At 70.1% G+C, this 24,494-nt stretch carries 25 protein-coding genes; 10 read left to right on the forward strand and 15 right to left on the reverse strand.

Features of this window, described 5'->3' with window-relative positions:
• Positions 1-95: 95 nt before the first annotated feature.
• The gene (locus E1267_RS23150; RefSeq protein ID WP_342774870.1) at positions 96-593 is read right to left on the reverse strand and encodes a CBS domain-containing protein; all 498 of its coding nucleotides are present in this window, start codon (positions 591-593) and stop codon (positions 96-98) included.
• 186 nt (positions 594-779) lie between these two features.
• Here E1267_RS23150 and E1267_RS23155 point away from each other — a divergent pair, with 186 nt between their 5' ends.
• Positions 780-2,009 (forward strand): cation:proton antiporter, encoded by a 1,230-nt coding sequence (locus E1267_RS23155; RefSeq protein WP_132334843.1) that lies wholly within the window; start codon positions 780-782, stop codon positions 2,007-2,009.
• Positions 2,010-2,067: 58 nt separating this feature from the next.
• Here the strand turns inward: E1267_RS23155 and E1267_RS23160 are convergent, their stop codons facing one another.
• From E1267_RS23160 to E1267_RS23190, 7 genes are all read right to left on the reverse strand, one after another.
• Positions 2,068-4,455 (reverse strand): PEP/pyruvate-binding domain-containing protein, encoded by a 2,388-nt coding sequence (locus E1267_RS23160; protein ID WP_132334845.1) that lies wholly within the window; start codon positions 4,453-4,455, stop codon positions 2,068-2,070.
• Positions 4,361-4,882 carry a MarR family winged helix-turn-helix transcriptional regulator gene (locus E1267_RS23165; RefSeq protein ID WP_132334847.1) on the reverse strand — a complete coding sequence of 174 codons (522 nt, stop codon included), beginning with the start codon at positions 4,880-4,882 and terminating at the stop codon, positions 4,361-4,363. Before E1267_RS23165 ends, E1267_RS23160 begins: the two co-directional genes overlap by 95 nt.
• A 67-nt stretch (positions 4,883-4,949) precedes the next feature.
• Positions 4,950-6,506: an ABC transporter permease gene (locus tag E1267_RS23170; RefSeq protein ID WP_132334849.1), complete on the reverse strand. Its 1,557-nt coding sequence runs from the start codon at positions 6,504-6,506 to the stop codon at positions 4,950-4,952.
• Positions 6,503-7,375 (reverse strand): ABC transporter ATP-binding protein, encoded by an 873-nt coding sequence (locus E1267_RS23175; RefSeq protein WP_132334851.1) that lies wholly within the window; start codon positions 7,373-7,375, stop codon positions 6,503-6,505. Before E1267_RS23175 ends, E1267_RS23170 begins: the two co-directional genes overlap by 4 nt.
• Positions 7,368-7,967 carry a TetR/AcrR family transcriptional regulator gene (locus E1267_RS47355; protein ID WP_425465090.1) on the reverse strand — a complete coding sequence of 200 codons (600 nt, stop codon included), beginning with the start codon at positions 7,965-7,967 and terminating at the stop codon, positions 7,368-7,370. Before E1267_RS47355 ends, E1267_RS23175 begins: the two co-directional genes overlap by 8 nt.
• A 142-nt stretch (positions 7,968-8,109) precedes the next feature.
• Positions 8,110-8,346 carry a hypothetical protein gene (locus tag E1267_RS23185; protein ID WP_132334855.1) on the reverse strand — a complete coding sequence of 79 codons (237 nt, stop codon included), beginning with the start codon at positions 8,344-8,346 and terminating at the stop codon, positions 8,110-8,112.
• A 122-nt stretch (positions 8,347-8,468) separates the two neighbouring features.
• Positions 8,469-9,269, reverse strand: coding sequence for an SDR family oxidoreductase (locus E1267_RS23190; RefSeq protein ID WP_132334857.1), 801 nt, complete (start codon positions 9,267-9,269; stop codon positions 8,469-8,471).
• A 253-nt stretch (positions 9,270-9,522) separates the two neighbouring features.
• On the opposite strand from E1267_RS23190, the gene E1267_RS23195 reads away from it, so the two are divergent.
• The 3 genes from E1267_RS23195 to E1267_RS23205 all read left to right on the forward strand — a co-directional run bounded on the left by E1267_RS23195 (position 9,523) and on the right by E1267_RS23205 (position 12,602).
• The gene (locus tag E1267_RS23195; protein ID WP_132334859.1) at positions 9,523-10,671 is read left to right on the forward strand and encodes a zinc-dependent alcohol dehydrogenase; all 1,149 of its coding nucleotides are present in this window, start codon (positions 9,523-9,525) and stop codon (positions 10,669-10,671) included.
• A gap of 190 nt (positions 10,672-10,861) precedes the next feature.
• Positions 10,862-11,629: an SDR family oxidoreductase gene (locus E1267_RS23200; protein WP_132334861.1), complete on the forward strand. Its 768-nt coding sequence runs from the start codon at positions 10,862-10,864 to the stop codon at positions 11,627-11,629.
• Positions 11,630-11,669: 40 nt separating this feature from the next.
• Entirely contained in the window at positions 11,670-12,602 is a 933-nt protein-coding gene (locus E1267_RS23205; RefSeq protein WP_132334863.1) for an RNA polymerase sigma-70 factor, read from the forward strand.
• Between the two features lie 36 nt (positions 12,603-12,638).
• Here E1267_RS23205 and E1267_RS23210 read toward each other — a convergent pair whose 3' ends face one another.
• From E1267_RS23210 to E1267_RS23235, 5 genes are all read right to left on the reverse strand, one after another.
• Entirely contained in the window at positions 12,639-13,196 is a 558-nt protein-coding gene (locus E1267_RS23210) for a dihydrofolate reductase family protein (RefSeq protein ID WP_132334865.1), read from the reverse strand.
• Positions 13,197-13,829: 633 nt separating this feature from the next.
• On the reverse strand, positions 13,830-14,858 hold the full coding sequence (locus tag E1267_RS23220; protein ID WP_132334867.1) for a LysR family transcriptional regulator: 1,029 nt from the start codon (positions 14,856-14,858) through the stop codon (positions 13,830-13,832).
• Positions 14,859-14,890: 32 nt separating this feature from the next.
• Entirely contained in the window at positions 14,891-16,021 is a 1,131-nt protein-coding gene (locus tag E1267_RS23225) for a CaiB/BaiF CoA transferase family protein (protein ID WP_132334869.1), read from the reverse strand.
• Positions 16,022-16,028: 7 nt separating this feature from the next.
• Positions 16,029-16,856, reverse strand: coding sequence for an enoyl-CoA hydratase/isomerase family protein (locus E1267_RS23230; protein ID WP_220449630.1), 828 nt, complete (start codon positions 16,854-16,856; stop codon positions 16,029-16,031).
• Positions 16,853-18,052, reverse strand: coding sequence for an acyl-CoA dehydrogenase family protein (locus tag E1267_RS23235; RefSeq protein ID WP_132334871.1), 1,200 nt, complete (start codon positions 18,050-18,052; stop codon positions 16,853-16,855). Before E1267_RS23235 ends, E1267_RS23230 begins: the two co-directional genes overlap by 4 nt.
• A 195-nt stretch (positions 18,053-18,247) precedes the next feature.
• Here E1267_RS23235 and E1267_RS23240 point away from each other — a divergent pair, with 195 nt between their 5' ends.
• The 4 genes from E1267_RS23240 to E1267_RS23255 are packed head-to-tail and all read left to right on the forward strand — an operon-like array spanning position 18,248 to position 22,463.
• Positions 18,248-19,387, forward strand: coding sequence for an acyl-CoA dehydrogenase family protein (locus tag E1267_RS23240; protein ID WP_165959743.1), 1,140 nt, complete (start codon positions 18,248-18,250; stop codon positions 19,385-19,387).
• The gene (locus tag E1267_RS23245; RefSeq protein WP_132334875.1) at positions 19,384-20,364 is read left to right on the forward strand and encodes a tripartite tricarboxylate transporter substrate binding protein; all 981 of its coding nucleotides are present in this window, start codon (positions 19,384-19,386) and stop codon (positions 20,362-20,364) included. The genes E1267_RS23240 and E1267_RS23245 overlap by 4 nt, the downstream gene beginning before the upstream one ends.
• 38 nt (positions 20,365-20,402) lie before the next feature.
• Entirely contained in the window at positions 20,403-20,903 is a 501-nt protein-coding gene (locus tag E1267_RS23250) for a tripartite tricarboxylate transporter TctB family protein (protein ID WP_165959744.1), read from the forward strand.
• 15 nt (positions 20,904-20,918) lie between these two features.
• Positions 20,919-22,463 carry a tripartite tricarboxylate transporter permease gene (locus E1267_RS23255; RefSeq protein ID WP_220449631.1) on the forward strand — a complete coding sequence of 515 codons (1,545 nt, stop codon included), beginning with the start codon at positions 20,919-20,921 and terminating at the stop codon, positions 22,461-22,463.
• Between the two features lie 113 nt (positions 22,464-22,576).
• Here E1267_RS23255 and E1267_RS45730 read toward each other — a convergent pair whose 3' ends face one another.
• On the reverse strand, positions 22,577-22,798 hold the full coding sequence (locus E1267_RS45730; protein ID WP_220449632.1) for a hypothetical protein: 222 nt from the start codon (positions 22,796-22,798) through the stop codon (positions 22,577-22,579).
• Positions 22,799-22,845: 47 nt separating this feature from the next.
• Here E1267_RS45730 and E1267_RS47970 point away from each other — a divergent pair, with 47 nt between their 5' ends.
• Together E1267_RS47970 and E1267_RS23265 are read left to right on the forward strand one after the other, a co-directional pair.
• The gene (locus tag E1267_RS47970; protein ID WP_425465091.1) at positions 22,846-23,031 is read left to right on the forward strand and encodes an SbtR family transcriptional regulator; all 186 of its coding nucleotides are present in this window, start codon (positions 22,846-22,848) and stop codon (positions 23,029-23,031) included.
• A gap of 156 nt (positions 23,032-23,187) precedes the next feature.
• Positions 23,188-23,841 carry an O-methyltransferase gene (locus E1267_RS23265; RefSeq protein WP_132334879.1) on the forward strand — a complete coding sequence of 218 codons (654 nt, stop codon included), beginning with the start codon at positions 23,188-23,190 and terminating at the stop codon, positions 23,839-23,841.
• Here E1267_RS23265 and E1267_RS23270 read toward each other — a convergent pair.
• Positions 23,825-24,478, reverse strand: coding sequence for a TetR/AcrR family transcriptional regulator (locus E1267_RS23270; protein WP_132334881.1), 654 nt, complete (start codon positions 24,476-24,478; stop codon positions 23,825-23,827). The genes E1267_RS23265 and E1267_RS23270 overlap by 17 nt on opposite strands.
• Between the last annotated feature and the right edge of the window lie 16 nt (positions 24,479-24,494).

Below are 24,494 nucleotides of genomic sequence, written 5' to 3' on the forward strand. Positions count from 1 at the left end.
ACCGCCGAGCGCGGCCGCCACCCGGTGGATCTTCTCGGTGGCGATCAGCGCGTAGGCGCACAGGAAAACCGCCACCGCCAGCCATGCGGTGACGCTCACGCGGCCACCGCCCGGTCCAGCAGCGCCTGGAGCGTGACCGCGCCCAGCAACGCACCGTCGCTCACCACGGCCACCAGTGGGCTGTGCGTGCGCGCCATCAGCGCGGCCAGTTCCAGGACCGTGGCGTCGGGAGCGGTGATCGGCAGCTCGCGCGGCTGCGCCGGGAGCGCCTCACGGACGGTCCGGCCGGCCAGCGCGTGCAGGAACCGGTCGGCGTGCGCTTCGTCGACGACCCGCGCCAGCGCCGGATCGTCCTGGCAGTAGCCGGGTACGGCCAGCCGGAGCACCTGCGTGCCCGGCAGGATGGTGACGGGCAACCCGCGGCCGTCGACCACGATGAGGCCGGGCAGGTCCTGCTCGGCGAGGAGCCGGGCGGCGTCGTAGACGGGGGTGTCCACGGTGACGGTCGGAAAATCGCATGCCAGATCGCGTGCGCGCACTAAGAGCCTCTTTCGTGGTCGGCAACGAGAACCACCGACCAGACTTCCCGGCACACCTGCCATCAACGTATCAATGATCCGGGAACCGTGCCGATCGGGCACCTGCTCACCGGTGCAGGGGAGCGGACACCGTACTGTGTGCGGAAGTGCGGGGTGTTGTCGCGGCTTGATAAGTTTCCCGCAGGTGCGCCGGGAAGTCTGGTCGGCAGTTCTCATTGCCGATCCTAAAGAGGCCGTCTGATGGGTGCGCTGTCACTTGCGTTCGCGGGCATGCTGATGCTGGCCGTGCTGCTGTCCAGTCTGGCGAACCGCACCATCCTGTCCACGGCGGCGCTGTTCCTCGTGGCCGGGTTCCTGCTCGGCGATGGCGCGCTGGGCGTGGTGTCGCTGCAGCCCGGCGACGATCTCGTGGCCACGCTGGCCGAGCTGGCGCTGTTCGCCGTGCTGTTCACCGACGGCATGCGGGTCGGCTGGAAGGATCTGCGCGGCGCGTGGCGTCTGCCCGGTCGAGCCCTGGGATGGGGGCTGCCGCTCACGCTGGCCATCACCGCGCTGGCCGCCCACTACCTGCTCGGTCTCGGGTGGGTCGAGTCGCTGCTGATCGGTGCGATCCTTGCACCGACCGACCCGGTGTTCGCCGCCGCGCTGGTCGGCAACGAGAAGGTGCCACCCCGGCTGCGGCAGCTGCTGAACGTGGAATCGGGCGTCAATGACGGCCTGGCGCTGCCGTTCGTGATGGTGTTCCTGGCCGTCGCGGCCGGCTCGCACGACCTGCACCTGGGCGAGCTCGGTCTCGAACTCGGCCTCGGCATCGTGATCGGGGTGGCCATCCCGTGGCTGGCGATCAAACTGGAGCAGACCCGCTGGTTCTCCGCCTCCACCCAGTACGAGCCACTCAACGGCCTGGCCATCGGCCTGCTGGTGCTGGCGGTGGGCAAGGTCACACACGGCAACCTGTTCCTCGCGGCCTTCGCCGCCGGAGTCACCGTCGCCACCTTCGGCGAGCGCCAGCGCGAGTCGTTCGAGCATTTCGGCGAGCTCATCGCCGAGCTGCTGAAGCTGGGTGCGTTGCTGGTGTTCGGCGCGCTCATCACCCCTGCCCTGCTCGGCTCCGTCGGCTGGCAGGGCTGGGTGTTCGCGATCCTGGCGCTGGTGCTGGCCCGGCCCGTGGCGATCTGGGTGTCGTACCTCGGCTCCGGGCTGAGCGTACGTGAGCAGGCCGCGGTGGCCTGGTTCGGCCCCAAGGGGTTCGCCTCCGTCGTCTACGGATTGATCGTCCTGTCCTCCGGCATCGCGGCGGCCGAAAGCGTCTTCCAGTTCGTCGCGGTGACCATCGTCCTGTCGATCGTCCTGCACTCCTCCACCGACATCGTCGTCGCCCGCGGCTTCGACGACGAGCGTGACGTCCCCACCTGGTTCGGCATCGCGCGCCGGCTCCGGGGACGAGCCAAGGAGGACGCCCCGTCATGAGCCCGCGGGCGCCGGGGCGCTGAAGACGGCGTCGCCGCCGCCGTGGCCCGCCCTCGGCTCATCCCTCCTCTATGCGCACGGTGCCCGCGGCGCCGTCGATGGTGATGAGCTGCCCGGTTCTGATCTCGTGGGTGGCGTTGCGCACGCAGATGACGGCCGGGATGCCATATTCCCTGGCGACGGTCGGGCCGTGCGCGACCGGGGAGCCGGTCTCGGTGACCAGGCCCGCCGTGGTCAGGAAGAGCGGTGTCCAGCCGGGGTCGGTGGTGGGCGCGACGAGGATCTCGCCGGGCTCGATGTGCGCGTCGGCCGGGTCGCGGATCACCCGCGCCCTGCCTGTCGCCCGGCCCGCCGCCCCGGCCATGCCGGTGAGCACTCCGTCCTCCTCGGGGCCCTGCGGCGCGAGCGCCTCCACGTCGGTGCCGTCGGACAGCAGGGCTCCGGGTACGGTGGGCCGTCGCAGTTCGCGCTCGTACTCGGCACGCCGCGCCGCGATCACGGGGCGGAGATCCGCGCCGTCCACGGCCTGGCGTGCCTCGGCCAGGTCCAGGAACATGATGTCGTCCGGTCGCTCGAACAACTCCTCGCCCACGAGCAGCAGTTGCTCCCGCGCCGCCCGCAGCGGGATCAGCCAGGCGAACTTGCCGATCTCGCGCAGGCCGGTGAGCTTGCGCGATCTGCGCATGAGGAAGGACGCGATCCTGCCGCGGATCGGCCGCCTGCGTCGGGCGCGCCGCGCCAGCATAGTGAGCATCCGCTCGGCTCTCGCCGCGGCCTGCTCGAACCGCCGGTCCGGTGCCTGGCCGGGGTCGTCCACGCGCAGGTAGTTGGCGATCGTGGAGAACAGCGGGGCCGGGTCCTCCGCCCACCGTGGCATACCGACGTCGATCTCGGCGGCGGCGCGCATGCCGTACTTCCCGAGGAACGCGGCCATGCCGATGTCGGGCAGGTCGCCTTCCCGGTAGCGGGCGGCGAGTTCTTCCGAGGGGGTGTTCCCGAACAGGTCGCGGTGCTCGCGCGCCTTCACCGCGAGCTTCCACAGGGCCAGGTCCATCTCTGTGGTCACGTTATACGGCATGCCGCCGAGGACGGTGTCCAGTTCTTCTTCGGTGGCCACGCCCTCAAGCAGGAAGGCCGGAGCCGTGCCGGCGATGATGCCGGCAGCCAGCGGCCAGACGATCCCCTGCATGTCCAGGTTCATGATCGGCTTGTGCGAGTCCTCCATCGCCCAGCGCAACCGTTCGGCGGCGGTCGCGTTCTTCCCGGGCGGGACGGTCAGCCGCCTGACCTTCTGGACGCCGCGGTAGGCCTTGGCCCGCGCGGCGTCCGGCCTCGCCATGGCGGCTGCGAGCCCGGCGACGGCCCTGGGCGCCATCAGCGCCACCGCCTTGGTGACCGTGCGCAGGTTGAACGGCAGGCCGGGGCGCGGGGCGAAGCGCGGATCGTGCATGATCCGCCGCACGGCGCTCTGTACCCGCGGACCGTACACCTCCAGTGAAACTCCCAGCCGCTCGCGGATCGCCTTGTTCCGCAGGAAGTCGGTCAGGTCGAAGAAGAGCCTGCCGCCGATCGGGACCATCCGGGGCAGTGGATCACGCCGATCGACTTTCGCGCCGACCGCTTCGAACCACGGGGCGGCGCCGGCCTTGAGCATCGACACCCCCATCGGGGTCATCGGCCGCAACATGCCCTGGATGTGACCGAACTCCAGGTAGAGCCGGGCATCGTCGGTCGCCGGTGGCGCCGGGAACAGCGTCGTGATCGGACGGGACTGCAGTAACCACAGCGCGCCGTCCCGATCGATGGCCCACTCGATGTCCTGCGGCGAGCCGAAGTGCTCCCGCAACCGCAGCCCCGCCGTACGCAGGTCCTCCAGCCAGCCGTCCTGGGCGGCGTCGTCGTCGAATTCGTGGTGGTCGGGCACCACGGTGCCGTCGACGATCGCGGTGCCGAGTCCTTGCGCGGCGTCGACGACCATCTGGGTGCGACGCCCGGTGATCGGGTTGGCCGTGAACAGCACACCGGCCCGCTCGGGGTCGACCCGCTGCACCACGACGGCCATCGCGGCGTCCTGGATGCCGGCGTTGGCCCGGTAGGCCACGGCGCGCTCGGTGTGCAGGGAGTCCCAGCAGCGGCGGACCGCGTCGATCAGCGCCTCTCCGCCCTCGACGTTGAGGTAAGTGTCCTGCTGCCCGGCGAAACTGGCCTCGGGGAGGTCTTCGGCGGTGGCGCTCGAGCGCACCGCCACCTTGCCGCCGCCGAGTCGCTCGTAGGCGTCGACCAGCTCCTCCTCCGGGACCTCTCTCGCTCCATAGGCTTCGACGGTCACGCAGAAGCCGTCGGGGACCCGCTCACCGGCCTTGATCATCTCCCCGAGCCCGGCTGCCTTGCCGCCCACCAGGTCGATCATCGAGGCGTCGATCTCCGGCAGCTTGATCAGCTTCATCCCGTACCTTTCTTGCAGCCTTGGCGAAAAGCTCCAGCGCCTGGAGCACGATCTGCGCCTCCTCTTCGGTGAAGTGCTCCCAGAGCCACATCTGCGCATCGACCCTGAGCCGGCGAATCCGTTGCAGCAACGCGGTGCCCTGCGCACTCACCCGGATCCTGCGAGCGCGGCGATCCCGCTCGTCCTCGTACCGCTCCACGAGCCCGCGCCGCACCAGCCCATCGACGATCCGGCTGGTCCGCGATTCCGAACGGCCGATCAACGCGGCCAGCTCCTTGACCGTGGGCTCCTCGCCACGGTCAAGGACGTGCAACATGACGTTGTCGATCAGCCGCAGGTCGTCTTCTTCATGGACGTGCAACAGCGAGGGCAGCAGGTCGCGCTGCATCGCGGTGAGCAACTGCTCAATGTGGTCGCGTCTGTTCATCTGCTTTTCCGCATTAGATGCTGATAAGCAGGCAAACTAGCACGGATGCGTGCACCCGTACATGGAGTCACACGGTCAGATCGCGGCGGCGCAGGCCGTACAAGCCCGTCGCGGTGAAGCCGGCGGCCACGAGCGTGAGCCCGAGCAGCGTGCCCGGTCCCGGGTCGGCCAGGGTCGAGTAATGGACGTGCGCTAGCGGGGAGACCATGAAGAACGCGTCGCTCAGAAGCCCGACCTCCCAGCCGACCTCCACAGCGATGGCCAGCACCAAAGCCGTCCATCCCACGACCGCCCCGGCCCGCCGGAACAGCCCGAACGCCGCCACGGCGATCCCGGCCATCACCCAGATGGCGGGAAGAAGGAGCGTGGTGATGGCCAGGCCGCCGGCCACGTCCCCGCTGCCGAGGCTCAACCCGAGGCCGGCGGTCACCAGAACGGCGACGGGCACCCCCAGCGCGAACACAAGATGGCTGGCCACCCAGCGGGCCCGGCTCACGGGGCCGGCCAAGAGCAATTCCGTGGCCTCATCGCCGCGCAGGCGCAGCACCGTCATGATCGCGTACAGGGAGACGGAGTACATCGCCAGCTTGTACACGACGAGGCGGAAGAATATCTCCGTGGGATCATCGGTCCCCGTCCGCTCGGCCCAGAAGTCCAGCGCGCCGCTTCGGCCGAACGTTTCGATGGCGGTTTGCCCGCCCAGCCCGATCGCCGCACCGATGAAGGCGGCACCCGCGATCCACGCCAGCGCCATGCCCCGGTGCGTCCGCCACGCCAGCCCGAGCGGCCCGCGCAGGCTCTTCGGCGCATGGGCGGGGCCCGGCCTTGGCGGCACGAGGCCGGCGGCGATGTCCCGGCGGGCCGACAGCACGTAGGCCACCATGATCAAGGCCGTGACGAACGCCGCGACCGGCATGAACACCCACCACTGCTCGCCGCCGAAGGCGTGGGCGCGCAGGATCCAGCCGCTCGGCATGAGCCAGCCCAGCCATTCCATGCCGGGGCCGCCCACGTCGCTGACGCCGCGGACCAGGTACGCCCCGAAGAACACGGTGAAGGCCCAGGCTCCGGCCAGCCGAGCGCTCTGGGTCATCTGCACGGCCACCGCGGCCAGCGCGGCCCCGGCCCAGCCGCCCGACGCGGCCATCAGGCCCCAGGCGAGGGACCCGGCCAGGGGAAGGTCGGCGCTCACGCCGACCATGGCGATCAGCGCGGCCAGCACCAGGTTCGCGCCCAGCACCACGGTGAGAGCGGCGGTCAGCGGCGCATGCCGCCCCACGGCCGCCGACCCGACCAGCTCGCGCCTCCCTTGCTCCTCGTCGGAGCGGGTGTGCTTGACCAGCAGGATGACACTGGCCAGGGCAGCGAAGATCATGGTGGCGGCGCCCCGCTGCTGAGCGGCGACCGCCCCCAGGCTGTCGCCGTACGCAGGCCCCTGCATCAGAAGGATCACGGGGTTGGCCGCGACCTCGTTGACGTAGTGCAGGCGTGCTTCGGGAGCCGGAAGCAACTGGCGGATGGTGGCCACCGTGGTCGCGACGAAGAGAGTGACCAACACGATCCACAGCGGCTGCCAGACGCGGTCACGGCGCAGGATCAGCCGGATCAGTGCCGCGGTGTTCATCGGTAGTGCCTCATGAACAGTTCCTCGAGGGTGGGGGGCTGGGCGGTGATGTCGCGCACGCCGTACTGCGTCAGCCGGGCCAGCACCTCGCCGATGTGGTCGCTGTCGGCCTGGAAACGTACGCGGCCGCCGTCCGTGTTGAGGTCGTGGACATGGGGCAGGCCGTCAGCCGGAACCCTGGCCAGCTCCGCCGTGATCGAGATGCGGGTGAGGTGGCGCAACTGTGCGAGCGTGCCGGCCTCCACGATCCGGCCGTCCCGGATGATGCTCACCCGGTCGCAGAGTGCCTCGACCTCGGCGAGGATGTGGCTGGAGAGCAGGACCGTACGGCCGGCGCGCCGCTCTTCGGTGATGACCTCGCGGAAGACCGCTTCCATCAGCGGATCGAGACCGGAGGTCGGCTCGTCCAGCAGCAGTAACTCAACCTGGGAGGCGAGTGCGGCGACCAGTGCGACCTTCTGCCGGTTGCCCTTGGAGTAGGTCCGGGCCTTCTTGCGCGGATCCAGGGCGAAGCGCTCGATCAGCTCGTCGCGCCGCTTGGCGTCGGTGCCTCCGCGCAGACGGCCGAGCAGGTCGATCACCTCGCCGCCGGACAGGCTCGGCCACAGGGTGACGTCGCCGGGGACGTACGCGAGCCGCCGGTGCAACTCGACGGCGTCGGCCCAGGGATCGCCGCCCAGCAGCCGTGCCTCGCCGGCATCCTTGCGCAGCAGGCCGAGCAGGATGCGGAGGGTCGTGCTCTTACCGGCGCCGTTCGGGCCGAGGAACCCGTGCACCTCTCCTTCCCGCACGGTCATGTCCAGGCCGTCCAGCGCGCGGACCCGGCCGAAGTTCTTGGTCAGCTGATGGATCCGGACCACATCAGGCATCGGGGCGCTCCTTCATGTGAAGGTCGGTGACGGCCTGACGGAGCCGGTCGCCCTGCTGAGCGGTGATCCACTCGCCCATGTGGGCGTAGACATCGGCCAGGGCGGTGCCGATCAGGCTGGAGTTCGCGCGCTGCAGCACATCGACGCCGAGCCGCCGGGACAGATGGTCGTGCAGCACGATCGTGCCCAGATGCATCGCCGCCATCACGGCGGCCCGCTCACGAACCTTCGCTTCGCCGGGCGGGAACTCATCGGGCCAGGTCGCCGCGAAGAACCGCTCGGCGACCTCGGAGCCTTCGTCGAACAACGCAGCCGCCACCGGCGAGCCCTCGACCAGGGCCCGGGCGAGATAACGCACGCTGAGTTCGCTCGCGTCGTACATCCCCCGCAGGAACTCGGGGCTGACGTCGGCCGCTTCCTGGACCTCGCCGGCGGCGCCCAGGATCACGTCGCGGACATGCCGGTCGCACGCCTCGCGAAGCCCGTCCTTGGAGCCGAAGTGGTGCTGTACCAGGCCGACGGAGACGCCCGCGGCGTCGGCGACGGCCTTCATCGTCGCGCCTTTGAAGCCGCGCTCGGCGAACTCGGCCAAGGCGGCGTCCCGGATCCGCGCGCGGGCGGTCAGATCTTCGGGCGGCCGATCAGGTGATGAATGCATACCTTGAGACTATATGAACATATGGTTTCCTGTAAGTGCGTATGGCCACGTGCTTGCTGTCGGTCCGTACGCGGCGTCATCCGGCCAGGCGTCGGCGCAGGAAGTCCTTGCCCTGCTCGGCTCCCTTACGGCTTTCGGCCTGAGCCCGGCGGAAGAACTCGGTCAGCTCCCCATCCCCGGCACGTTCGGCGTCGGCGATGTAATTCTCCAGTCGCAGCACGTTGCTCAGGCACTGCTCGACGAACCAGATCAGGTTGTAGTCCTTGTCCATGGTTCCGGTGACGCCGCCGGTCTCCTGCTGTGTCGGATCCATCTGCTTTTCCTCGCCTTGGACGGTCGGTTGCTTGCGCCGGCCGTCCCTCTCGACGGCCGGTCCGCTCTGTCCCTTCCCGGAGTACGCGCTCCATGCGTGCTCTTCGGGAGGGCTTCACGTGTTCATCGGATACGCCAGCCGTTCGAGTCGAGGGCGCCGGCGGCCTGCGGGCCCATCAGGCCCAGTCCACCGTCGACGAACACGGTCGTTCCGGTGACGTATGACGCGCCGGGGGAGACGAGGAAGGCCACGACGGCGGCGACCTCACGGGCGTCACCCGGCCGGGGAACGGGATACCCCCGCCTGCTGCCCGTCTGCGGCGGCATGTCCTCCTGCCCCGTCATCGGCGTGGCGATCTCGCCCGGCGCCACCGTGTTGACGGTGATGCCGTGCTCGGCCACCTCCAGCGCCAGGACGCGGCTGAACATGCGCAGCCCGCCCTTGGCCGCGCAGTACGGGCCCGCACCCACCTTCGGGTACTCCTCGTGAACACTGGTCACGTTGACGATGCGGCCGCCCCTCCCCGATGCGACCATGCGCTTGGCCGCTCTCTGGGCACACAGGAAGGCACCGTCCAGGTCCACCGCCAGCACCGACCGCCAGCGCTGGTAGCCCATCTCGAGCAGCGGCTCACTGGTGCCCGTGCCCGCGTTGTTGACCAGCACGCCGAGCCCGCCCAGTTCGTCGGCCAACTCGTCGACGACTCCCGCGGCCTTTTCAGGATCGGTCAGGTCGTGCCTGCGCACCGCCGCCTTCCGGCCCTGCCCACGTACGAGGTCCGCGGTCCTCTCAGCGCCTTCACGGTCGCTGTGGTAGGTGATGCCGACCTCGAACCCCTGCTCGGCCAGCGCCACGGCGGTGGCCTTGCCGATGCCGGAGTCGGCTCCCGTGATGATCGCCACCTCGTCGTATCCGTCGCTCATGGTCCTCCTCGTGCCGGATCTCCCGAGCGTCTTCTTCGCGATCGCGGGGTCACCTCCCGAATCGAGAGACGCCAGATACCCGGGTACGTCATGGCCAAACAGGTGAGGGCAGGACCGAGCGGCACACATCGCTGATGGGGCGGGCGGGCCTCACTCGAAAGTGGCTCCATCCGTTGTCGATCCGTTCCATTCCCTTCCCCGGGGGCACGGGGGACGTAGTCCACGACATCGACCCCGGACAAGGGAACAGATCATGAAGGCAGTCGTCTGGCACGACACCGGCAAGATAGCGGTCGAACAGGTCCCGGACCCGCAGATCCGCGATCCGCAGGACGCGATCGTCCGGATCACGACCAGCGCCGTGTGCGGCACTGACCTGCACTGCGTCCGCGGCACCATGCCCGGCATGGTGCCCGGCACCATTCTGGGTCACGAGGCGGTGGGGGTGGTGGAGGAGAACGGGCCCCAGGTGCGCAACTTCAACCCGGGGGACCGCGTCGTGGTGTGCTCGACCATCGCGTGCGGGCACTGCTCTTACTGCCGGGCCGGCTACTACGCCCAATGCGATGTGGCCAACCCCAACGGCTCCCAAGCCGGTACGTCGTTCTTCGGCGGACCGCAGTCCACCGGACCCTTCGACGGGCTGCAGGCCGAGCGTGCGCGCATCCCGTACGCCCACACCGGCCTGGTCGCCATCCCGCCGGGCGTCAGCGACGAGCAGGCCATCATGGTGAGCGACATCTTCCCCACAGGCTGGTTCGGCGCTCGCCTCGCCGAGGTGGGCCCTGGCGACGTGGTCGTGGTGCTGGGAGCGGGACCGGTAGGACAGCTGGCCGCGCTGTCGGCCCGCATCCAGGGCGCCGGACGGGTGCTGATCGTCGACGGCAACGCCGACCGCCTGGAGACGGCTCGGATGCAGAACGCGGAGACCATCGACTTCAACGCCGAGGACCCCGTGCTGGCCGTCAAGGAGCTGACGGGCGGGATCGGGGCCGACCGCGTGATCGACGCCGTCGGCGTGGACGCGGAGAGCCCCGCGCGTGAGCATCAGCCCGGCGGCCAGGACGATGCCTGGGTCCCGGGCGACGCGCCCGCGCAGGCGTTGCGCTGGGCGGTGGACATGACGGACAAGGCCGGCACGATCGGCATCATCGGCGTCTACCCGCCTGGCTTCGAGAGCTTCCCGCTGGGCACGGCCATGAACCGCAACCTGACCGTCAAGGCGGGCAACTGCAACCACCGGCGTTACGCCCCCGGCCTGCTCAGCAGGATCGCCAAGGGTGGCGCCGACCCCACCACGGTCCTCACCCAGCAGGAGAGCCTGCCCACGGTGATCGACGCCTATCAGGCCTTCGACCGCCGCGAACCAGGCTGGACGAAGGTGACCCTCGAACTCGGCTGATGCTGCCGTACGAAGGAGAAGGGAAGCCGCGCACCGGATCCGCGCGTCAGCACCGATGAAGGGCGGCTTCCGTGACCAGCCGGTCCGCGCGATGTTCTTCGCCGCATGTCAGGGATGGCGGGGCTGTCTCGTCTCAGGTATCGACACCACGTTCTGCGAAGAACACCCCACCTGTAGCGAGGAGCCGGTCATGAGCGAGCAGACCCCACATCAGAAGATCGCGCTGGTCACCGGGGCGAACAAGGGGATCGGCCGGGCGGCCGCCGATCAGCTTGCCGCGCTGGGCATGACGGTCCTCATCGGGGTCAGGGAGCCGCGGCGCGGCGAGGAGGCCGCTGCGACGCTGCGCGCGTCAGGCGGCGACGTGCACGCGGTCACCTTGGACGTCACCGACCAGGCCATCGTCCGGGCGGCCGCCAGGTGGGTCGGCGAGCGCTTCGGCCACCTCGACGTGCTGATCAACAACGCCGGCATCACCGGCTCCGGGAATGTCTCGCCTGAACACGCCCACGATCAGATCCCGAGCTCCGTCGACCTGGATATGGTCCGGGCGGTGTTCGAGACCAACGTCTTCGGGGTGATCGCGGTGACCAACGCCATGCTGCCACTGCTGCGCCGGTCACCGGCACCGCGCATCGTCAACGTCAGCAGTCACGCGGCGTCGCTGACCCTGACCAGCGACCCGGACGGGCCGTTCGCGGCACTGCTGCCGTCGGCCGCGTACACACCCTCCAAGTCCGCGCTGAGCGCCCTGACCGTGCAGTACGCCAATGAGCTGCGCAAGGATGGCATCCTCGTCAACGCCGCCGCCCCCGGCTATGTCGACACCGACAGCAACAACCACACCGGGCACCTGACCCCCGCACAGGGCGCCACGGTCTTGGTGCGCCTGGCCACGCTCGGCGCGGACGGGCCGACAGGTGGGTTCTTCAGCGTGGACGGCCCGTTGCCCTGGTGATGGTGGCCGGGCGACCGCAGCGGTTGAAGGAGGAGATGGCTTGACCAAGACCGAAGAGTTCCAGGAGCTGCGGCCGCTGCTGTTCGCGATCGCCTACCGGATTCTGGGCAGTGTCGGTGAGGCCGAGGACGCGGTCCAGGAGACCTGGCTGCGGTACCAGGCATCCCCGGTCCAGCCCGCGTCGGCCAAGGCGTTCCTGTCGACCGTGGTCACCCGGATCTCGGTCGACGTGCTGCGCTCGGCCCGCGTCCGGCGGGAGGCGTACGTCGGGCCGTGGCTCCCCGAGCCGTTGCTGACCGATCCCTACCAGGACCCGGCGCGCTCGGCGGAGCTGGCCGACTCGGTCTCGATGGCCGCCCTGCTTCTGCTGGAACGGCTCACCCCGCTCGAACGCGCGGTCTTCGTGCTTCGGGAAGTGTTCGCCTTCGGCTTCCCGGACATCGCCGCCGCCGTGGGCCGATCGGAGGCGGCGTGCCACCAGCTCGCGGCGCGGGCGCGACGTCACATGGACGCGGGCCGGGCCCGCTTCGAGGTCGGTCGGAGGGAGCGAGAGGATCTCGCCGAACGCTTCTTCGAAGCCTTCAGGAAAGGTGACGTCGACGAGCTGGTCAAGCTGCTGGCGGCCGACGTCAACGTGATCGGCGACAGTGGCGGCAAGGCCCCTCAGTGGCAGCCCGTCATCGTCGGTGCCGGGAACGTGGCCCGGATGCTCGCGACGTTCGTCCCGTTGGCCGTCAGGAGCGGCTGCATCGTAGCGTCGCAACAGGTCAACGGTCAGCCGGGCGCGGTCTTCCGCGACCGGGACGGCCAGGTCCTCAGCACCTGGGCGCTCGACGTCCTCGACGGGCAGGTCCAGACAATCAGTACGGTGAACAACCCAGAGAAGCTCGGGCACGTCGGTCCCGTGGCGGACGCCTGGGCGGCCCTCCGCGAGGCGAGTCAGCCACCTCGGCCCATGGACGAGCCGAAGTAACGCCCGGCACCAGTGGTTCGTACGCGCGACCGGACGTCAGCGGGTCCGGTAGCGCGCGTAGACGAGTCCGCTGTCGAAGGCACGCTCCTCGACCAGTTCGAGATCGAGGCGCACGCCGTCGGGGAAGAACCGCTTGCCACCGCCGACCACGCTCGTGGTGATGAACAGGTGGTACTCGTCCACCAGGCCGGCCGCGATCGCCTGTGCCGCGAGATTCGGGCCGTCGACGGTGAGGTCGTGATCGGCCTCGGCCTTGAGCCTGCGCACCGCGTCCGGATCGAAGGTGCGCTCCAACCTGGTCTTCGCGCTGGACACCGACTCCAGTGTCGTGGAGTACACGATCTTCTCCGCGGCCTGCCAGTCGCGGGCGTACTGCAAAATGTGTGGTGGCTGGTCGGGCTCGGTGTGCGCGGTCTCCCAGTAGACCATCGTCTCGTACATGCGTCGGCCGTAGAGGTAGGTGCCGACGGGGCGGAAGAGGTCGTTGATGAAGGTGTGCACCTCCTGGTCGTCGGCCCCGGTGCCGAGGTCGCCCTCCGCCGCCTCGGCGTAGCCGTCGAGCGAGGTGACCATCGAGTAGATGAGCCTGGCCATGCGTCTCCTTCGGGTACGAGCGCGTCAGTCCGCGGTCTCGCAGGGTATGACCTCCGCACGATTGGAAACTCATCGCTCGGCCGGATCCGGAGGGCCTTTTCCGAGGTCGCGACCGTCGGCGACATCGACGTGGTGTCCATCCCGATCAGGGCCTACCGGCAGGTCCCCGCGGACGCCCTCCAGGGCCGGGTCGTCATCGACACCCTCAACTACGACCCCGCCCGGCAGGGCAGCGTCCCCGAGATCGACGCCGGTGACACCCCCGCCCATCTCCTGCTCCAGACCCACCTGGCCGGCTCAAGCGTCGTCAAGGCGTTCAGCGACATCTTCTTCAAGCACCTGGCCACCCTGGGACGCCCGGCCGGCGCCCCGGACCGCAGCACCCTGCCGATCGCCGGCGACGACGCAGGCGCCAAGCAGGCGGTCGCCACCCTGATCGACTCGCTCGGCTATGACACGTACGACGTGGGCCCGCTCGCCGAGAGCCGCCGATTCGCGCCGGGCACACGCCGGCCGCATCGCCCGGTTTGGCCGAGCGCCTCAGCCGCCAGGGACGCCTGCGCAGGTTCCTGTCGGCGCACGCCTTCACCGTCTACGTCATCCACCCGCGTGCTCGGCTCCGGAGGGCACGGGTCAGGAGTTCTGTGGCCGCAGCGGTGTGGAGGCGAAGGGCGTCATCGGCTGCTCAGGGGTCTCCTCCAGCCGTTGATAGGCGGCTTCGATCACGTTGTCGGCGTCGATGGACGCCTCCAGCAGCGACATGCCCCGGTCGGTGCGTCTGGTCACGGCCCGCCGCCAGCGGTCGAGGTTCTCCCTGCTGAGTTCGAGGAACCGGCGGGCCGGTATCGACAGGGGGGAGGTCGAGGTGATGGCGTAGATCGCCCGTACGGCCAGCGGTTCGATCATGCGCAGGCTCGCTCCTCTGCGTCGAGCGTCCAGGGCCTGGCGCATCGGCAGGACAGCGGCTCCCGCGCCGGCGACGATCAGCGGCACCAGCCCGGCGGGTTCGCTGACATCGACGACGACGGTGGGTTCGACGCCGATGGAGTCGAGGTACGCCCGCCCGAATCCCCGGTCGACGATCATGGGCAGGCCGTCGAGCATGGTGGCAGGGATCGGGTCGGGAAACTCGGCGCGCCAACTGGGCGGCAGCGCCAGCACGACCTCGCCCTCCCCGATGCGGAAGCAGTCGATTCCCTGCCGGGACACGGGCGCGACCGCATAGGCGAGCTCAGCCTCGCCCGACCTGATCAGGTGGACGATCTCGTCGGTGTCGCCGTCGTGCTGCTTGAGCCGGACCGTGAACCCGGGATGCTGGCGGCGGAAGTGACCTACCCACGCGGCCAGGAAGTTGGACGTGAGGGAGGTGGAGATCGCCAGGTCGACCCGTCCGCGTTCGAGCCCCCGATACCCCTCGGCGACCTGGCGGGCATGATGCAGGTCGCGGACGACCTGGCGGGCCGGCCCGACGAGTGCCTCACCGGCCGGGGCGAGCACCAGTCCGCGCCCGACCCGGCGGAACAGTTCCACGCCGAGGTCGCTCTCCAGGCGGCGGATGATCTGTGACAGGGACGGTTGCGCCAGGTAGAGCGCGGAGGCGGCCCGGGTGATGCTGCCCTGGTCGACGACGGCGAGGAAGCATTCGAGCTCGCGGACGTTCATGATGCGATCCAATGTGCGCCCTGCTCACCAGGTCAAGCGCCGCGCCAGCCGGGCTCACCCGAGTCGGCCCCGGCGTGGGGCACCGCCTGGTCCGCCTCGACGGTGACACCGTCGAGGGTGAAGGGCAGCGAGGGAACGGTGTAACGGTCACCGTCCGGCCCGACGCCCGTGGTCAGGACTCCGCTGGCACGGACGTCCGGCGCCTCGGCCACGTCGCGGTAGGTGCGCACCTCCGCCGCGACGATGCCGTGGTCGGCCAGCATCGCGAGGCACTCCTCGGTCCGCAGGACGCCGAGGGCCTGCGAGATCTCCGCCAGGAGCGCCTCCCGGTTGGCGACCCGGGCGGGATTGTCGGCGAAGCGAGGGTCGTCGAGCATCCACTTCCTGTCGATGAGCCGGCACAGCCGCGCGAAACGATCGGCGGTGTAGGCGGACAACACGATGGTCCCGTCGGCGGTGCGTACGAGGTCGGCGGCGGGAGCGACGGTCGCCTGGCCGTTGCCCTTGCGCCGCGGCGCCTGGCCGGAGGCGTGCCATTCGCCCCACATCGCCGACTGGAGGTGGATCGCGGCGTCCAGCAGCGAGACCTCGGCGACCCCGCCCTCGCCGGTGCGCTCCCGGCGCAGGAGCGCGGCGAGGACGACCTGGACGACCGCGTAGCTGGCGGCCACGTCGGCGATGGGGAAGCCGACCCGGAGCGGATCACCGTCGAGCTCGCCGTTGATCGACATCAGCCCGCTCTCGGCCTGCGCGGCGATGTCGAGGCCGGCCCGGTTCGCCGAGGGGCCTCGGGAGCTGAAACCACGGATCGAGACGTGAACGAGCCTGGGGTTGACCTGCCGCAGGTCGTCGGCACCGAGACCGAGGCGGGACAGCGCGTCGGCCCGTAGGTTCTGCACGAGGACGTCCGCCCCGGCGACCAGATCCAGGGCGGTCTGCCTGTCGCCGGCCTGCTTGAGGTCGAGCACGATCGAGCGTTTGCCGCGGTTGTAGGCCAGGACGATGCCCTCGCCGTACGCGCCGATGCCGCGTGCCTGGTCGCCGGCGGGCGGCTCGACCTTGATGACCTCGGCGCCGAGGTCGGACAGCATCTGGGTCGCCGCGGGCGCGGCGATGTAGTGGCCGAACTCGACGACGCGAACTCCCTCAAGAGGGGGGATCATGCCGCTCCTACTCTCCGGTGAACACCGGTCTGCGCTTTTCCAGGAAGGCTTGGGCGGCCCGCCGCGCATCGCCGCTGCGGGCACACTCGACCATACGAGGCACCTCCCGCCGCAGGTATTCGGGCAGCGTGGCCGATCCGGCGTCCGCCAGGTTCTGCTTGGCGTAGCGCACCGCCTTCGGCGCCTGCGCGGCGAGCCTGCCGGCCAGCGAGCCGGTCCGTGCCGCCAGATCGGTCGTGGTCTCGGTCACGAGTCCCAGGTCGGCCGCCTCGGCGGCGGTGAGCTTGGCCGGGTCGAGCAGCAGCGCCCGCGCGCGGGCGCCGCCCACCGCGCGGGTCAGCAGCCAGGCGCTGCCCAGATCGCCGGACACCGCGGCGCTGACGAACGCCGTGTTGAACACCGCCTCCCGCGCCGCGAGCCGGAAGTCGGCGGCCAGCGCGAGGCAGAGCCCCGCACCGGCGCAGGCGCCGTTGACGGCGGCGATCGTCGGCGAAGGGAAGTGCACGAGGGTCTCCACAATGGCCGAGGCCCGGCTCAGGCGTTCGCGGTCGTCGGCCACCGAACGTCCGCGCAGCGTGCGCGTCTCCTGGTCGTGGGCGCTGTCCGACCCGACCCGCGCGAGGTCGGCGCCGACGCAGAAGTCGTCACCGGCGCCCGTGACGACGAGGACACGCAGGTCCGGTTCGGAGCCGGCCCGCTCGATGGCGGCGAGCAGATCCTGCACGAGGTGCCAGGAGATCGCGTTGCGGCGCTCCGGCCGGTTGAGGGTCACCGTGCCGACCCCGTCGCGCAGCTGGAAAAGCACGGTTCCCGAGCCGATCGCCGTCCCGCTCACCGGGGGAGGTCCAGCAGGTCGCGGGCGATGATCGTGCGCTGGATCTGCGCGGTGCCGCCGGCGATCCGCTGTCCGCGTACGTGCAGGTGGCGCCAGCGGAGATGGCCGAAATGCCCGCCGTCGGGGCTGAGCCGGCCGTCCGCGCCGAGGACGTCGGCGCCCAGGTCGGCGATCGCCAACCTGGTCCGCGACCACAGCAGCTTGGTGACCGAGGCCTCCGCGCCGAGGTCCTGGCCCCGCGCCATGCGGGTCATCGCGTCGTAGCCGCGGACGCGGAGCAGCTCCAGGTCGGCACGGCAGCGCGCGATCCGTGTCCGGACCTGAGGGTGTTCGATGGCCGGACGGCCGTCTTTCCTGGTGCGCCGGGCCGCGGCGATCACGTCGTCGAGCTCGTGGCTGAACTCCACGTACTGGCTGATCGGCGAGGCGTTCCGCTCGACCGAGAGCAGGTAGCGGGCCACGGCCCAGCCGTCGTCGATCCGGCCGACCACGTTGCCGTCGACGGGCACGCGTACCTCGTCGAAGAACTCCTCCCCGAACTCGTGCGAGCCGGACATCTGGCGGATCGGGCGTACGTGCACCCCTGGCAGCGTCAGGTCGATCAGCAGGAAGGTGATGCCGCGACGTCGTTCCGCCTTCGGATCGGTGCGGACGAGGGCGAACATGGCATCGGCGTGGCGCGCCAGCGAGGTCCAGGTCTTCTGGCCGGACACCACCAGGACGTCGCCGTCACGCCGAGCGGTGGTCGAGAGGCCGGCGAGGTCGCTTCCGCTCTCCGGCTCGGAGAACCCCTGGCACCAGATCGCCTCGCCGGACAGGATCCGCGGCAGGATCGTCCGTTTCTGCACGTCGCTGCCGTAGCGCAGCAGTGTGGGGCCGAGCAGCGCCGTGCCGAGGTAGGTCAGGCCGAGGAAGGGACCGATCGGCGCCCGGGCCCGCGCCATCTCCTCGTCGTGCACCGCCCGGATCTCGTGGTCGGCTCCGCGCCCGCCGAACTCGACGGGCCAGTCGACGCCGGCGAAGCCGTTGTCGAACCGGTCCTTCTCCCAACGGCGCCGCAGCTCCAGGGACTCCTCGCTCCCGTCCCGGTCGATCCAGAAACTCGGTTGGCGCCACCTCGCCGGTACGGACTCCTCCAGCCATCGGCGGATCTCCCGCCGGAATCTCTCCGCCGCCGACGAGTATCGAAGATCCATGCCGTGCACCACTCCTTGTCCGATCCGGCCCCTGCGCGCACGCCCATCCTGAGCACCGTCGTCTCGGAGCGTCAAAGAGCAAAACCCATGACCGACTCATTGTGAAATGCAATGGGTCGGGTTGGTTTCACGTCTTTGACGTACTTCACACATGCACTGTGGACTGTGTGCCATTCGCGTAAGTGGACCGGTGACATGGACTTTGGGCTCAGTGAGGAGCAGGTGGCGATGGGTGGCGCCGTACGGCGCTGGCTCGATCGTCACCTGGGCCTGGCGCGCGTGGCGGAGTACGCCGACACGCCTTCGGCCGGGTTCGACGCCGGCCTGCGGCGTGCGGCGGCCGACCTCAACTGGCTCGGGGTGACGGCCGCGCCGTCGGACGGGGGTCTCGGACTCGGGCTGCTCGACCTCGCCGTGGTCGCCGAGGCGCTGGGGGCCGGCCTCGCGCCGGCGGGCGTCGGAACGGCCATGGCCGCCTGCGACATCCTCGCGACCTCGATCGACCCGGAGCAGCGGCGCCGCTGGCTCGCGCCGATGGTCGCGGGCGAGCTCATCGGCGCGACCGCCCTGCGCGCTCCGGGCGGCTCGTGGGACCGCGACGGCATCGCCGTCGCCGCCACCCGTGACGGACTGCTCAGCGGCGACGCCGGAATCGTCGGCCATGCGCAGGAAGCCGACATCCTGCTGGTCGCCGCCACGTCGGCGAGCGGTCCCGCGGTATCCGTCGTGGCGGCCGGACATCCAGGGGTGTCGATCCGCGCGGTCGAGCCCGTCGACCCGACCATGCGTGCGGCCCGGGTGACCCTGACCGAGGCGCCCGCTGAGCCGCTGAGCTGGGCCCACGACGACGTCTTCGAGCGCATCGTCCAGCGGTTGACCGTGCTCGTGAGCGCGGACCTCGTCGGCGCCGCGGGCACGGCGATGCGGATCACTCTTGATCACCTTCGCGGGCGCCGGCAGTTCGGCCGGGCGATCGGCAGCTTTCAGGCGATCCAGCACGAGCTGGCCGAACTCCACGTCGCCTGGACGACGATCAGCGACGCCTTGTGGTACACCGCCCACGCCCACGACACCGGGCGCGACGACGCCGTGCTGATGACGTCGGTGGTCAAGAGCCGCGCCGCCGACCTGGCCCGCCGGATGTCGGCCGCGATGGTGCAGTTCCATGGCGCGATCGGCTTCACCTGGGAGCACAGCGCGCACCTGTTCTTCAAACGGCTCCACCGAGACGCCTACGACTTCGGCGACGACGGCTGGCACGACTCGATCGTCGCCACGGCCGCCATCGGACCGGGAACCCATCCTGCCCTGTCCCTCCCAGGAGGTGCCCCATGAGTATTCTTCCGGCCGGCAGGCGCGGACGTGCCGCGCTGCCCGCGCTCCTCGCGGCCGTCGTACTCGTCACCGCGGCATGCGGTGCGCCCGCGTCCCAGGACAGCTATCCGAAACGGGACATCCAGCTCATCGTGCCCTATCCAGCCGGAAGCGCCATCGACGCCACATCCCGTTCGCTGGTCGAGGTCGTGAACGACGAGGGCAAGCTCGGCCGGCGCGTCCAGGTGGTGAACAGGGAGGGCGGCGCCGGCTCGGTCGGCACCACGGCGACGCTCAGCGCCAAACCGGACGGGCACACGATCGGCCTCGTGCCGGACGGTCCGCTGACCTTGCTCCCGCGTACGGAGGAGGTCTCCTACGACCCGGCGGCGATTTCGGTGATCAGCGAGATCACCACGTCGCCGGTGCTGTTCGTGGTGCCCGGCGACTCGCCGTACAAGAGCATCGGCGATCTGGTCGCAGCCGCCAAGGCCCGCCCCGGGGTCATCACGATCGCCGAGGGGCCCCTCAACTACGCCATCCCGGCCGGGAAGTTCGAGCAGTTGACGGGCACGCGGTTCAAGCACGTCAAGTTCGACGGCGACCAGGCGACCGTCACGGCCCTGCTCGGCGGCAACGTCGAGGTGGGCGTCATGCAACTGGCCGGCGGGACGGCGCAGTTGAAGGCCGGTAAGCTTCGCGCACTGGGGATCGCCTCCGCCGAGCCCATCGAACTCGCCCCCGAGATCCAGACCTTCACCCAGCAGGACGTCGCCCTGGAGTGGGAGGCCTACAACGTGTTGATCGCGCCGAAGGGACTGCCCGGCGACGTCCAGCGGAAACTGAGCGAGGTGTTCGGCTCGGCCGTCAAGAGTCAGAAGTTCGCCGAGGCGGCGCAGAAGCTGGGGTTGGTCGTCAGCGGGGCCGACGGTGAGTCGGCCAAGGCGCGGCTGGCCAAGAAGACCGCGGAGGCGGCGAACCTGATCGCGCCGAAATGAGGGGAACGGGTCTTGTACGGGGGATAGCCAAGCCGGATGTGATCGCCGGCGGGTCGCTGCTGGTGCTGGGCCTGCTGTACGGCGCGCTGGCCCTCGATGAGGGTCTGGGGACGATGGCGGACAGTGGGGCCGGCTTCTTTCCCTTCGTCGTCGCGCTGGTGCTGGTCGCCGCCAGTGCCGTGGTCCTTCTGCAGAGCCGCCGACGGACGCCGGGCGGTCTCACCCCACCGGCGGACGACGAGAAAGCCGGGGCGGAAGGCGATGCGGAAGGCGATGCGGAAGGCGAGGGCGACGGTGAGGTGCGCTGGTGGCGGATCGCCGGCGTGCTGGCCGCCGCCCTGCTGGTGCCGGCGGTGGGCGACACCGTGGGCATGATCACGACGTTGGCGATCTCCTTGGTCCTGATGGCCAAGGTCATGGGGGTCTCCCGGTGGAGCAGCGCCGTGATCTTCGGTTTCTCCTTCGGCGCGGCCACCTGGTTGGTCTTCGTGCGCTGGCTGGCGGTCCCCCTGCCGGCCGGCATGCTCGGCCTGTTCTGAACGGAAGGACGCCCCGTGGGCGACGCGATCGACAACCTCGGCGCGGGCTTCGCCGCCTTCGCCGATCCGGCCTACGTCATCCTCGCGCTGGTCGGCGTGGTACTCGGCACGATGGTCGGCGTGCTGCCCGGCATCGGGCCGATCGGCGCGATGTCGGTCCTGCTCGGGATGACCACGCAGTTGGGCCCGACGGGATCGTTGATCCTCTTCGCCGGGATCTATTTCGGCTCCACGTACGGTGGGTCGACGACCTCGATCCTGCTCAACGTACCCGGTGAAGCGTCGTCGGTGGTCACAGCGCTCGACGGCCACGAGATGACAAAACGGGGCAGAGCAGGGCCCGCACTGACCATCGCGGCGCTCTCGTCGTTCCTGGCGGGCACCATCGCCATCTTCGGCCTCATGATGTCGGCGCCGTGGCTGAGCGGGATGGCGGTCAAGCTCGGTCCGCCCGAATACCTGGCACTGTGCGTCGCGGGACTCCTGCTGCTGGCGGCGCTCGCCGGCGGCTCCGCCGCGAAAGCCATCGTCATGATCTGCGCCGGCCTGGCGATCGGCACGGTCGGGATCGACCCGGCCGGCGGTGACCTGAGGTTCACCATGGGATCCCCCACCCTGGCTGAGGGCTTCAGCTTCATCGCCCTGGTCATGGGGGCCTTCGGCGTGGCGGAAGCGCTCACGATGGTCGGCCGGCGCTGGCGCCCGAAGCCCGTCAAGGCCCCACGGCTCAGGGAACTCCTGCCCAGCAGGCAGGAGTCCCGCCAGGCGGCTCCCGCGGCGGTGCGTGGCTCGGTGATCGGCTTTCTGCTGGGGCTGGTGCCCGGTCCCGCCGCCGTGCTGTCGACGTTCGCCTCCTACGTCGTCGAGCGGAAGATCTCCAGAAATCCTGACAAGTTCGGCAAGGGCGCCGTCCAGGGGGTGTCCGGCCCTGAGGCGGCCAACAACGCGGCGGCCGGCGCGGCGTTCGTCCCGCTGCTGGCGCTCGGGATCCCGTTCGCGCCGACCATGGCGCTCGTACTCGCAGCCCTGCTGCTCAACGGCATCGTCCCCGGACCGACGTTCGTCGAGGACCAGCCCGACCTGTTCTGGACCGTCATCGCCGCGATGTACATCGCCAACCTGATGCTGCTGGTGCTCAACCTTCCGCTGGTGGGGCTCTTCACCCGCCTGCTGTCCATCCCGCCGCAGACGTTGATGCCGCTCGTGATCGGCCTGTGCGTCGTGGGCGTGTACGCCGAGAACAACTCGATGTTCGACGTCGTGGTGATGCTGGTCGCGGGACTGCTCGGATTCATGCTGCGCCGGGCCGGGTTCAGCATGGCCCCCTTCGTGCTGGCAGTCGTCCTCCAGCCCACGCTCGAAGTCTCACTGCGCCAGACCCTGGCCTTCTCCGACGGAAACCCCGGGTACGTCCTCGGACGGCCCGTCACGATGGTCATCCTCGGTCTCGTCGTCCTGGCCGTGATCGTCTCGGCGCGGCGAGCACTCCTCGCGGGAAAGGCCACGCGGCAACGCCCTGGCCCGGTCCCGGACGAGCGCACCCCCACACCCGGCGCATGACCGCGCCGGGGGCAGCCGGTCGCTGCGGCCGGCTGTTCGGCCTTTCCCGGCGAACGGGTGGAGGCGGATCGATCCAGCAAGCGACGATGTGAGTGGCGTAGCTATCGGCGGCGTCACCATCGCGCATGGCAGTGGAGACATACCACGCGCTGGCCTGCGGCGGAGTTGTTCGTCGTCGCCTCCGGCGGTGCGAGCCCGGCCTGGACGGGCGACCGGCTCACTTTCTGGGTTGTCGGGCGGATGACGATCTCGCCGATCTCCACGTCAGGCGGCTGTTCGATGGCGAAGGCGACAGCGCGGGCGACGGCTTGCGGCGCGATGGCGTACTCGTCCATGTTGCGCGGGGCTGCGGCAGGACCTGTCCACGCACAGCCTGGGCCCGATCGGCGAGACGCTGTCCACGCTCCTCGACGCGGGCAAGGCCGAGGGCGCCGTCCGCCCCGACATCGACCCCCGCGACGTCATCCTCCTCATCGGCTACCTGGCCCGCCTGGAGCCCGCGGAGTGGGACACCCGCGCCCACCGCCTCCTGCGCGTCATCGTTGACGGCCTGGGTCATCACACCTGAGCAGGTGGACCGGCCCGGCGCCGTCCAGTGGGAACCGGCCGGCCTGGGCAGCGGCCTAGCGCGCCGGTCGCCGTCCGGGACCGCCGCCGATTTCGTCGGGGGCGCAGGTCGAGCGCATGCCTAGAATAGACGCAACGCCTCGTCTACTCTAGCGCCATGACGCATACGTTCACCCTTGCCGACCCCCGAGTCGAGGCTGCCCTTGGCCGGATGTTCGAGCAAGCCGAGCGGGACGAGGCCACCGCCGCCCGCATGATGCCCGACGGGTTCTCGGGGATGTCACCCCAGGACCACGCCGACGCCGCGGCGCAGATCTACATACCGATCTCCGCCGCGGGAGGTGGGCTGCTCTACAACCTGGTCCGGGCCGTCCGCCCGGCCACGGTGGTCGAGTTCGGCATGTCCTTCGGCATCTCCACGCTGTACCTGGGCGCGGCCGTGCGGGACAACGGCGCCGGACGCGTCATCACCACTGAGCTGAGCAAGGAGAAGATCGCCGCGGCGCGCGGGACCTTCGCGCAGACCGGCCTCGAAGACGTGATCAGCGTGCTGGAGGGGGACGCCCGCGAAACCCTTCGCGACCTGGACGTCACACCGGACTTCCTGCTGCTGGACGGCTGGAAGGACCTGTGCCTGCCCGTGCTGCGGCTGCTCGAACCGAGCCTGCGGCCCGGCACGCTCGTGGTGGCCGACGACATCAACCTGAGCAGCCTGCGACCGTACCTGGCCTACGTACGCGATCCCGGGAACGGCTACCACAGTGTGGCTTTCCCCGTCGAAGACGGGATGGAGATCAGCTGCCGCCTGTGAGCTCCCCGACGCCGTGACGGGCGAGGAAGGCCTCGACGAGCCCGTCGGTGAACGCGTCGCCGGCGGGTTCACCGGTCACCAGCACGCGGTAGTAGAGAGGGCCCACGAGCTGGTCCGCCTCGGCCGCCAGGTCGAGGTCGGCGGGCAGATGGCCTCTGCGCACGGCACTCTCCAGCGGCCGGCGGTCGCGGCGGCGTTGCACGTCGAGACACCTGGCCCGGAACTCCTGGGCGAACGCCGGATCGTGCTGCGCCTGCCCGATCAAGGCTTTGAACACGGCCCCGGAGTCGGCCTCAGTCAGGAACCACGCCAATCGGCGCAAATATTCACGCAGGTCGCGGCCCACATCGCCGGAATCGGTGGGTGTCAAACTCTCGGTGGCATCCTGGAGGAAGGCGTCCATCAGGACATCCGTCTTGGTCTTCCACCAACGGTAGATGGTCTGTTTGGCCACACCCGCCCTGGCGGCGACGGCCTCCATCGTGACCCCGGCGAAACCCCTCTCGACCAGCAGATCGTCGGCCGCCTCGAGAACGGCCAGCCGGGCCTCTTCGCTGCGTCCGTGCCGGTTGCCGTGGTGACGCCGCCCCGTTCCGCCGGTGCGGTCCGCCTCGGCGGCGTGTGGTGAAGATGCCATCCTGCCTCCCGTCGGT

The organism is Nonomuraea longispora (assembly GCF_004348345.1).
GTDB lineage: Bacteria > Actinomycetota > Actinomycetes > Streptosporangiales > Streptosporangiaceae > Nonomuraea > Nonomuraea longispora.